Annotated in this window: 6 protein-coding genes; 5 read left to right on the forward strand and 1 reads right to left on the reverse strand. The window is 75.7% G+C overall.

Annotation, left to right across the window (positions count from 1 at the left end; translation table 11 throughout):
- Positions 1 to 18 precede the first annotated feature (18 nt).
- Entirely contained in the window at positions 19 to 1,365 is a 1,347-nt protein-coding gene (locus ACFTWP_RS37755) for a DUF3616 domain-containing protein (RefSeq protein ID WP_380269651.1), read from the forward strand.
- A 60-nt stretch (positions 1,366 to 1,425) separates the two neighbouring features.
- Here the strand turns inward: ACFTWP_RS37755 and ACFTWP_RS37760 are convergent, their stop codons facing one another.
- The gene (locus ACFTWP_RS37760) at positions 1,426 to 2,010 is read right to left on the reverse strand and encodes a pyridoxamine 5'-phosphate oxidase family protein (RefSeq protein ID WP_380269642.1); all 585 of its coding nucleotides are present in this window, start codon (positions 2,008 to 2,010) and stop codon (positions 1,426 to 1,428) included.
- 147 nt (positions 2,011 to 2,157) lie between these two features.
- Here ACFTWP_RS37760 and ACFTWP_RS37765 point away from each other — a divergent pair, with 147 nt between their 5' ends.
- The 4 genes from ACFTWP_RS37765 to ACFTWP_RS37780 all read left to right on the forward strand — a co-directional run bounded on the left by ACFTWP_RS37765 (position 2,158) and on the right by ACFTWP_RS37780 (position 5,557).
- Complete coding sequence (locus ACFTWP_RS37765) at positions 2,158 to 2,970, forward strand: methyltransferase domain-containing protein (RefSeq protein WP_380269643.1); 813 nt, start codon at positions 2,158 to 2,160, stop codon at positions 2,968 to 2,970.
- Between the two features lie 170 nt (positions 2,971 to 3,140).
- On the forward strand, positions 3,141 to 4,727 hold the full coding sequence (locus tag ACFTWP_RS37770; RefSeq protein WP_380269644.1) for a DUF4190 domain-containing protein: 1,587 nt from the start codon (positions 3,141 to 3,143) through the stop codon (positions 4,725 to 4,727).
- 271 nt (positions 4,728 to 4,998) lie between these two features.
- Positions 4,999 to 5,151 carry an SPOR domain-containing protein gene (locus tag ACFTWP_RS37775; protein WP_380269645.1) on the forward strand — a complete coding sequence of 51 codons (153 nt, stop codon included), beginning with the start codon at positions 4,999 to 5,001 and terminating at the stop codon, positions 5,149 to 5,151.
- A 10-nt stretch (positions 5,152 to 5,161) separates the two neighbouring features.
- The gene (locus ACFTWP_RS37780) at positions 5,162 to 5,557 is read left to right on the forward strand and encodes an NUDIX domain-containing protein (RefSeq protein ID WP_380269646.1); all 396 of its coding nucleotides are present in this window, start codon (positions 5,162 to 5,164) and stop codon (positions 5,555 to 5,557) included.
- Positions 5,558 to 6,141 lie beyond the last annotated feature (584 nt).

The following is a 6,141-nucleotide window of genomic DNA, read 5'->3' on the forward strand; positions in this document are numbered from 1 at the left end:
CTCGCCGCCGCGCTCACCCTGGCCGCCGCACTGCCCGCCGTCGTCATCCCCGCCGCGCCCGCGCTCGCGGTGACCTACGGAACCCCGACCATCTCGCTCTCCGCCGGCTACCTCTCCGGTGCGGTGGGGGCGACCGGCGACCCGACCGTCACCGTCACGATCGCCCAGAGCGGCGCGGACGTCTCCGCACTGACCGTCGCGGCCTCGGCCAGCACCAAGACCGCGGTGGCCAAGACCACGGACGTCACGGTGGCCGGCACGACCGGCAGCCGCGTCCTCAACGTGGCCGCGCGGGGCGTCGGTTACACCGACCTGACCATCAAGGTGACGGGCCTCGGCGGCAAGACCGCCACCAAGACCCTGCACTACGCGGCCTCGCCGGCCGTCCAGCACGCGGCCGACGCCCGCTACCTGACCGGCTCCAGCGACGCCTCGGCCGCCGTGGACGCGGGCAACGGCTACATCGTGGTGGCGGACGACGAGTCCAACGTGCTGCGCCTGTACGACCGCAACGCCTCCGGCGCCCCGGTGCGGACCTGGGACTTCACCTCGGCGCTCGGTGTCTCCAAGGAGATCGACATCGAGGGCGCCACCCGGGTCGGCAACACCATCTACTGGACGGGCTCGCTGGGCAACAACAAGGACGGCGAGATCAAGGCCGACCGCCGGACGGTCTTCACCACCAACGTCACCGGCTCCGGCGCGAGCACCCAGCTCACCCTGGGCGGCAAGTACACCGGCCTGCGCGACGACCTGATCAACTGGGACAAGGCCAACGGCAACCACTACGGCTTCGCGGCGGGTGCCGCGGCCGGCCAGATCCCCAAGCAGATCGACGGCTTCAACGTCGAGGGCCTGGAGTTCGCCCCGGGCAGCACCACCACCGCGTTCGTCGGCTTCCGGGCGCCGCTGACGCCGGCGGTCACCAACGGCAAGGCGCTGCTGGTGCCGGTCACCAACTTCAACCAGCTGCCCGGCGGTTCGGTGCACGCGACCTTCGGCACGCCGATCGAGCTGAACCTGGGCGGCCTGTCCGTCCGGGACATCCGTCGCAACGCGGCCGGGCAGTACCTGATCGTGGCCGGCTCCTGGGCTGCGGACGACAACTCCGACCCGTACGCGCTCTACCGCTGGGACGGCCTGGCCACCACCGCCCCGGTGAAGCTGCTCGACCTGCCGACCACCGACGCGGGCGGCTGGGAGGCCGTGGTGGACGTCCCCGACCTGACCGTGCCCGGCGCCCGGGTGCAGCTCATCACCGACGACGGCTCCGCGGACCTCTACAACGACGGCACCGAGGCCAAGGACCTGACCCACCCCGAGTGGAAGAAGTCCCGCTCGACCTGGTTCACCGTCAACCCGTAGTCACTGCGGAGCGTCGGGCCCCCGCCGGAGCGTCCTTCCGGCGGGGGCCGAACCATGCCCTCAGGCCGGGCGAGGGGGCAGCGGCAGCGGCAGGGCGGGCATGCCGTCGATGCTGGTGCCGACGTGGTCCTTGCCCTCGCAGTAGGCGGCGAACTCGGGGTCGGTCTTGCGGTCGAAGAAGTCCGAGTGCAGGGAGCGGTCCTCGCGGTAGTCCATCAGCGGAACGGCGAAGCCGCAGGAGTCGCTGACCCGTTCGGCGTGGACCAGCACGATCGCGCGCAGGCCGCCGCCGTCGGCGGCCGGGTCGAAGCGGCCGAGCAGTTCGGCGAACCGCGGGTCGTCGCGGAAGACGGCCTCGCCGCGCCCGTGCACCCGCACCACGGTGGGCGGCCCGGTGAACGCGCACCACATCAGGGTGATCCGCCCGTTCTCCCGCAGGTGGGCGATCGTCTCGGCGGTGCTCCCGCCGAAGTCCAGGTAGGCCAGGGTGAGTTCGTCGATGACGACCAGGGTGCCGGAGCGGCCCTTGGGGGAGACGTTGACATGGCCCTCGTCCGCCCGCGGGGCGGTGGCGGCGAAGAAGACCGGCTGGCGCTCGATGAATGCGCGCAGCCGCCCGTCGATCCGCTCGTAAGTCTTTCCCATGCCCCGATTCTCCGCCAGAACTGCCGCCCGTGGGCAGTCGATTACGTTATCGTCTCTCATATTGAGATGAATATTCTCATTGGGCGAGACGCGGAGTAGCGTCGGAACGGCCGGACGGCGGTCCGGCCGCGACCCCAGGGGGATGCCATGACCGAGCCTCGGAACACCTACACCCACGGGCACCAGGAGTCCGTCCTGCGCTCGCACCGGACCAGGACGGCGGCCGACTCGGCCGCCTACCTGCTGCCCTCGCTGCGCCCGGGCCAGGCCCTGCTGGACGTCGGCTGCGGACCGGGCACCATCACCGCCGACCTGGCCGAACTGGTCGGACCCGGCGGGCGGGTGGTGGCGGTGGACAGCTCCGCCGAGGTGCTGGAGCAGGCCGCGCGCCACGTCGCCGGGCGCGGCCTGGACAACGTCCGCTTCGAGGTCGCGGACGTGCACCGACTGCGCTTCGGGGACGGCGAGTTCGACGTGGTGCACGCCCACCAGGTGCTGCAGCACGTCGCCGACCCGGTTGCCGCGCTGCGCGAGATGCGCCGGGTCACCGCGCCCGGGGGCACGGTGGCGGCCAGGGACGCCGACTACGCCGCCATGACCTGGTTCCCGCGGCCGGCCGGGCTGGACGAGTGGGCAGGGCTGTACCAGCGGATCTCGCGCGCCAACGGCGGCGAGCCCGACGCCGGCCGGCGCCTGCTGTCCTGGGCCCGGGCGGCGGGCTTCGGCGAGGTCACGGCGGGCTCCTCCACCTGGACGTACGCGACACCCGAGCAGCGGGACTGGTGGGGCGGCATGTGGGCGGACCGCATCCTGGAGTCGGCGATCGCGCGGACGGCCCTGGCGGAGGGGTTCGCGAGCCGGGCCGACCTGGAGCGGATCTCGGCGGCCTGGCGCGACTGGGCGGCGGCGGAGGACGGCTGGTTCGCCGTGCTGCACGGGGAGGTGCTGGCCCGGGGGTGAGGCGCCGCGGCCCCCGCGGCCGGCGGCGCACGGTGGGCCCGGGGGAGCCGGTGGCGGGCCGCGGGCGCCTCGGGGGCGCGTCGGTCCGGTCCGATAGAGTCGCCCGTCTGTCAGTCGTCGAACTGGTGCCCGCCCGCGGCGGGCCGGGGGAGTTCAAGGTGTCGCCGAACATGTCGAAGGCCGAGCCGGGCAGCCCCGAGCCGGGCAGCCCGACGGCAGGGAGCCCGACGGCAGGGGATCCCGCGCCCGGCGCACCGGGCGCTGCCGAGGGCCCGGCCTCCGACGCCCCGGCCTCCGACGCCCCGGTCCGCGAGACCCCGGCCGCGGCGGTGACCGTCCCCGAGCAGGCGACCCCCGCGGCGGACGCGCACCCCGCGGACGTACACGCCGCGGACGGACCTCCCGCCGACGCCCGCCCCGCCGTCGCGCCCGAGCCCGTCGCGCCCGAGCCCGTCGCGCCCGAGCCCTTCGACCCCTGGTCGCCGCCCGGCGGCCAGGAGGCCGTCGGGCCGCACCCGGCCGCGGGCCACCCGGCCCCGCCGCCCGCCGGCTGGACCGCGCCCCCCGCCGGCTGGGGCGGCCTCCCGCCCGCCGGTGCGACCCCGCCTCCCGGGTGGACCCCGCCTCCCGGCTGGGTCCAGCCGCCGCCCGGCTGGGGCCCGCCCCCGAACGCCTGGGGCGGCCTCCCGCCGGGCGCGGTGCCCGGGTACCCGGGGGCGTACGCGTACCCGCCGCAGCCCACCAACGGGCTGGCGATCGGCGCGCTGGTCACCGGCCTCACCTGCCTCTGGCCGTTCGCCCTGGTGCTCGGGACCATCGCCCTGGTCCAGATCCGCAAGCGCGGCCAGCGCGGCCAGGGCATGGCCGTGGCGGGCGTGCTGCTGTCCGTTCTGGGCATGCTGCTCTCCGCCGTGACGGTCGTCGGCGCGCTGGCCGACAACGCCGACGGTGGCCGGCCGAGCCGGCCGCGCGCCCCGCACGGTTCCGTCACCTGGGACGAGATCGCCAAGGGCGACTGCTACAACCCGGCGCCGGGCGCCGACGCCGGGAGCGACCAGGTGTCCTTCGTGACGAAGGTGCCCTGCCTGCTGCCGCACCACTCGGAGGCGGCGGGCGCGGTGCCGATCCCGGTGGCGGCCGACGGCGGCTACCCGGGCGAGGACACGATCCGCCGGACGGCCGAGACCCTCTGCAAGCCCGTCTTCGACGACTACACCCTGGACGACTGGGCCGTGCCCGAGGGCGTCCGGCGGACGTACATGTACCCGACCCGGCAGAGCTGGAAGTCCTCCGCCGGTTCCCTGATCTGCGTCCTCGAAGACGGGGGCATCCCGCACAAGGGCTCGCTCCGGACCGATCGCACCACGCTGACGGCTCCCCAACTCGCCTACCTGGAGGCGGTGAAGCCGCTCAACGCGGCGGCCGAGGACATGCCGGAGGGCCGGGTCGAGGAGGCTCCGGAGGACTACCGGATCTGGGCGGCCACGATGGCCCGGGCGACCCAGGAGGAGGGCGCGAAGCTCTCCGCGATCTCCTGGCCGGAGGCGGCGAAGGCCCCGGCGGCGGCGATGGTGGCCTCCGAGTCGACGGCGGCGGAGGCCTGGCGGGCGGTCCAGACGGCGCGGGCCGGCTCGGAGCTGACCCGGGCGGTGGGCCGGGCGACGTCGCTGCTGGACAAGTCCGCCGAGGAGGCGAAGGCCGTCCGGGCGGCCCTCGGCCTGTCGACCGGCGAACACCCGGGCGACCTCCGGGTCTGACGGCCCACCGGCCGCGGCCGGTCGGAGCCACCCCCGTGCCCGGCCGGCGGGGGCCACCTCCCGGGCCCGGCCGGCCGGGGCGAGGCCGCCCCACCCGCCGCAACCGTCCCGCCCGTACCCCCGCCCGTACCCCCGGGCGCAGCCCCGGGCCCGCGGTCTTACGCGCTGTTAACCCGGTCCGTACCTGCCGGTAGCGGGCGCCCCCTAGCGTCGTCGGCAGAGCCGGCCCGGCTCGACCCCCACGCGAGCCGGGCCCGCTACCCTCGCCGTCATGGGGACGTACCGGGTGATGCGCCAGGACGACAACGGCAATCGCTACCTCGTCGCGGGCGGCCTGGACCGGCCCGAGGCCGAGCGGCTGGCCGCCGAGTTCGAGGCGCGCGGGCACAAGCAGCTGTACTGGGTGGAGTCCGAGGCCGCATAGGGTCGTGGCCATGGAGATCCGGATCGTCGTCGGCGGCGCGCTCATCCACCGGGGCCGGGTGCTGGCCGCGCGGCGCAGTGCGCCGCCCGAGGTCGCCGGGCGCTGGGAGTTCCCGGGCGGCAAGGCCGAGCCCGGCGAGTCCGAGGAGCAGGCGCTGGAGCGCGAGCTGCTGGAGGAACTGGGCGTCACGGCACGGGCGTCGGAGCCACTGCCGGGGCGTTGGACGGTCCGCGCCGGGCTCGAACTCCGCTTCTGGGCCGCCGAGCTGGTCTCCGGCGAGCCGCAGCCCCTGGAGGACCACTCCGAGCTGCGCTGGCTGGGCCCGGCCGAGCTGGCCGGGGTCGACTGGCTGGACCACGACCGCGAGGTCCTCCCGTACGTCGCCCGCCTCCTGGACCGCGGCTGACCGGCCGCCACCCCCGCCCCGGCCCTCCGAGGGGCCGGTGCCCGCCCGTACGGCCCGGGCCGCGGCCCGGTGCCCGCCCGCCTCCTGCGGCCCGCCCAGAGCCCCGTCCCGGACGTCCGCGGCCGGCGCCGTCGGCCGCGCCCGGAGGCGAGATCCGCCGGACAGGCCCTAGGCGAGTGAGCCCCCGTCGTGACGCTTCCGGAGCGGCCCGGGGGCCGCGCCGCAAACCGGCGTAGGCCAGGTAGGCCAATCCGAAGAGACGGACCACCAGCCGGGATAGCCTGGGTTTCCACAGGGTATGTCACTGTTCGGCAGCATTCGTCACCATCGGTGAGCCGGGCGTTCTCCGGCGGCGCCGGTCGTGACCTGGGATCGGCCACGACATTCCGTGCCACGGCATCCCGCCGGGGCGCGCAACCCGAGAGGCGGAGGCGCCGTCGGTGTCGAGTACGGGTAATGGCGAGGGAGAGCGACGAGCCCCGGGCCTTCCCCGACGGGGGCCGCGGCGCGCGGCCCCCACCGGTCTGGGCCCGCTGCGCCGCGCGCGGGCGGCCGGGGCCGCCGCCGCGCGCGCCCGGCTGCGC

Origin of the sequence: Kitasatospora sp. NPDC057015 (assembly GCF_042673745.1) — a bacterium.
In the GTDB taxonomy this organism is placed as follows: Bacteria; Actinomycetota; Actinomycetes; order Streptomycetales; family Streptomycetaceae; genus Kitasatospora.

Bases quoted from the DNA above. Each gene is read 5' to 3' on its own strand.
- ACFTWP_RS37760 (WP_380269642.1), bottom strand. From the start codon at position 2,010: ATGGGAAAGACTTACGAGCGGATCGACGGGCGGCTGCGCGCATTCATC.
- ACFTWP_RS37765 (WP_380269643.1), top strand. From the start codon at position 2,158: ATGACCGAGCCTCGGAACACCTACACCCACGGGCACCAGGAGTCCGTC.
- ACFTWP_RS37770 (WP_380269644.1), top strand. From the start codon at position 3,141: ATGTCGAAGGCCGAGCCGGGCAGCCCCGAGCCGGGCAGCCCGACGGCA.
- ACFTWP_RS37780 (WP_380269646.1), top strand. From the start codon at position 5,162: ATGGAGATCCGGATCGTCGTCGGCGGCGCGCTCATCCACCGGGGCCGG.
- ACFTWP_RS37775 (WP_380269645.1), top strand. From the start codon at position 4,999: ATGGGGACGTACCGGGTGATGCGCCAGGACGACAACGGCAATCGCTAC.